4 protein-coding genes are annotated in these 2,828 nt (G+C 60.2%); all 4 read right to left on the reverse strand.

What is annotated here, in order from left to right; translation table 11 throughout:
* The coding region (locus tag EB836_RS18325; protein ID WP_205683417.1) for a hypothetical protein at positions 1–182 on the reverse strand (182 nt) is incomplete at its 3' end.
* Positions 160–378 (reverse strand): hypothetical protein, encoded by a 219-nt coding sequence (locus EB836_RS17885; RefSeq protein WP_135542787.1) that lies wholly within the window; start codon positions 376–378, stop codon positions 160–162. The genes EB836_RS18325 and EB836_RS17885, both read right to left, overlap by 23 nt.
* A gap of 32 nt (positions 379–410) precedes the next feature.
* Entirely contained in the window at positions 411–1,139 is a 729-nt protein-coding gene (gene istB, locus EB836_RS17890) for an IS21-like element helper ATPase IstB (protein WP_135542789.1), read from the reverse strand.
* Positions 1,136–2,596: an IS21 family transposase gene (istA, locus tag EB836_RS17895; protein WP_135542790.1), complete on the reverse strand. Its 1,461-nt coding sequence runs from the start codon at positions 2,594–2,596 to the stop codon at positions 1,136–1,138. Before istA ends, istB begins: the two co-directional genes overlap by 4 nt.
* Between the last annotated feature and the right edge of the window lie 232 nt (positions 2,597–2,828).

Raw genomic sequence — 2,828 nt, forward strand, 5'->3', positions numbered from 1 at the left:
TGTGTTTTGTCAACTTTTTTCCGGCCAAAAGAGCGCCGAAAATCCAGCCAGGCGAGCATGGTTTCCAGCCGTGTGAGCTCCGCGTCCGATACGGGGAACGTGCCTACCCGTGCAGGGCTGCGGATGGGAATCTGTCCGCAGCCCTGACCTTCGTGGTTACTACCAGCCTTGATGGTCCGCAATCTGGTCTTTCAGCGTTTCGATCTCCGCCAGCAGGCGCTGGTAGTGAGTTCCGTGGTGATCGGGGCCGAACAGGAATTGGGCGGCTGATGAGATCGCGATCTGGCCGTCGAGACTGCTTCGGCGCAGGATGGTTTCAGCTGCGTAGAGGACGGTTTCGCATCGTTGGAAGAGCTCGTCGGTGCTGACAGAGTTCATGGTTGGTGTCCTTTCGGTGTCTGGTGGTGGGGTCATCTCATGAGTGCGTTCTTGACGCGGTAGGACTGGCCGGTGAAGTGGAGGAGTCTGCCGTGGTGGACGATGCGATCGATGATTGCTGCGGCCATGTTGTCGTCGCCGAACACGGTTCCCCACCGGGCGAACTCGAGGTTCGTGGTCAGGATGAGGCTGCGTTTCTCGTAGGCGTCGGCGATGACCTGGAAGAGGAGCCTGGCGCCTTCGGTATCGATGGGCAGATATCCGAACTCGTCGATGATGAGCAGTTTGTTCTTACCCAGCAGGGCCAGTTCCTTATCGAGTCGTCCTTGATCGGCTGCTCGGCGTAGATGTGTGACGAGGCTGGCGGTGGTGAAGAATCTGGCGGGTATTCCCCGGTGACAGGCGTGAGCGGCTAAAGCGATCGCCAGATGCGTTTTCCCGCATCCGACGTCGCCGTAGAAGACGAGGTCGGAACCAGTGGTCAGGAACTCGAGGTCGGTCAGTCGAGTGCGGCCGTAGTCGGTGGGGAACTTGATGTTTGTCCAGTCATACCCGTCGAGGGTTTTCAGGGTGGGCAGTTTCGCGGCTTTGAGTAGCCGGGTGCGGCGCTGATGGGCTCGGGAGGCGTGTTCGGCGGTGAAGAGGTCGTGGAGGAGTTGTCGTTGTTTCGGAGTTGCTTTGGCGGCGGCTTCGGCGACGACGGTATGGCTGATGCCGGTGTGTCGTCCCGCGTCGATGACGTCTGTGGTCGTGATGGTCATGCTGGTTGTTCCTGCCGAGTAGTGGTGAAACGGTCATAGAGGCTTAAATCGACGTTCGATGCTGGTGGTTCGCTGCCTTGACACAGGCGTCTGGCCAGCATCGGCAGTCCTGGGCCGGTGGGGTCATCGCCGAGTCGGATGAGCCTGTCAGCAGCCTCGACGGCGGTGTTCCAAGACGTGGCTTGGGCACTGGCATCGAGACGGCCGAAGAACTCGGAACGAGCCCGACTATCGGCAGCATCGGCCCAGTCACGGACAGGGTCGGACACCTGGGCACGGACTGGTGAGTTCGACCAGGCTCCGGGTTTGGTCATCAACGCGGCCAGAAGCGTATCGGGAGTGAACACGGTCGGCCCCGGCTGGCCCCAGGCGCGGTCGAAGCCGATGACAGGTTGAGATCGTTCGTTGAGGATGCTGATGGCATCGTGACGGATCGCGACGGTGAGCAGCCTGTTGTGGTAGTCGGGGCCGGCGAGGTAGGAATGACCATCGATGACGATGGTGCCGGTCTTATCGGCCTTACGCGATTCGTAGCGAACCGGGTCGAAGGCGATCCCGGGCAACGCGAGTCCCGCGGCGATGTCGTGGGCGAACAGGTCCTGGATCTTCTGGCCCTTCTTCCAGTGATCCTCGGAGCCGAGTCCGTCGCAGTAGGCCAGAAGGTCCGTGTTGAAACCGGCCAGGGAGACCGCGGTGGGTTCGGGGACCATGAAGTTGCGGCGGATGAATCCGACAGCGTTTTCGACGTTGCCTTTCTCATGCCCCGAATAGGGGCTGCAGTAGCGGGCGGTAGTCCGATAGTGGGCTTTGAACGCGGCGAAGAGTCTGGCTTCGGTGATAATCGTGCCACAGCGTCTGCCAGCACCGGTGGCGTTATCGAGGATGAGTTCGACGGGCACGGTATTGATGTGGTGAAAGATCGTGGCCAGGCCCTGGCCGATGCATTCGCTGGTTTCTCCGCGGAAGGCCTGAGCGAAACGCATATTCGAAAACGGGAACGTAATGACCAGCAGGTGGAGGACTTCACGGATGCCGTCGACGATCGCTTCGGCCTGACCGAAATCGACTTGCGCGTGTCCGGGTGCCCATTCGAGTTCGAAGAAGCCCTGACTGCGGGCCCGGTGCATGGTCTTGTAGTCCTTGATGAAGCGCTGCACGGGTGAGTAGGAGCCTTGATAGTCGTGTTCGGCGACGAGTCTGTCGTAGACCCGTTTGGATGTGTGGCGCTGTTTACGGGGACGGCGGGCATCGTCGGTCAGCCACTGTTCGATGATGTGGGTCAGTCCTGCCAGGACGGCAGCACCGGCCTGACGGGTCGGGGCTGGTGGTTGCGGAGAGAAGTCGTCTTGGTTGAGGTATTTCGCGACGGTTTCACGATCGATGCCCAGATCGGTGGCGATCTGGCGTCCGGATCTTCCTTCGGCGTCGAGGCGCCTGATATTTTCGATGGTAGTCATGGGTGTGGTCATGGTCTTTCTGGTTCCCTTCTGACACCCCGGTTCGATCCTGCTGCAACGGGATCGGGGTGTTCGTTTGGGAACCTAATCGATGAGAGCGGCCACGCCCATGACTTTGTGTTTTCTGGGAGTGGCGCACAGAAGCAGAGACGGGCTGTTATGGCTGGAATCCAGCCGCTGTACTGGCTGGATTCTGGAGCTGAACCGGCCTACTTAAAGTTGATCACACACA

Source organism: Brevibacterium sp. S111, assembly GCF_004745075.1.
GTDB lineage: Bacteria > Actinomycetota > Actinomycetes > Actinomycetales > Brevibacteriaceae > Brevibacterium.

Excerpts from the sequence above, each read along its gene's own strand:
- EB836_RS17885 (WP_135542787.1), bottom strand. The coding sequence starts at position 378 with ATGAACTCTGTCAGCACCGACGAGCTCTTCCAACGATGCGAAACCGTC.
- istB (WP_135542789.1), bottom strand. The coding sequence starts at position 1,139 with ATGACCATCACGACCACAGACGTCATCGACGCGGGACGACACACCGGC.
- istA (WP_135542790.1), bottom strand. The coding sequence starts at position 2,596 with ATGACTACCATCGAAAATATCAGGCGCCTCGACGCCGAAGGAAGATCC.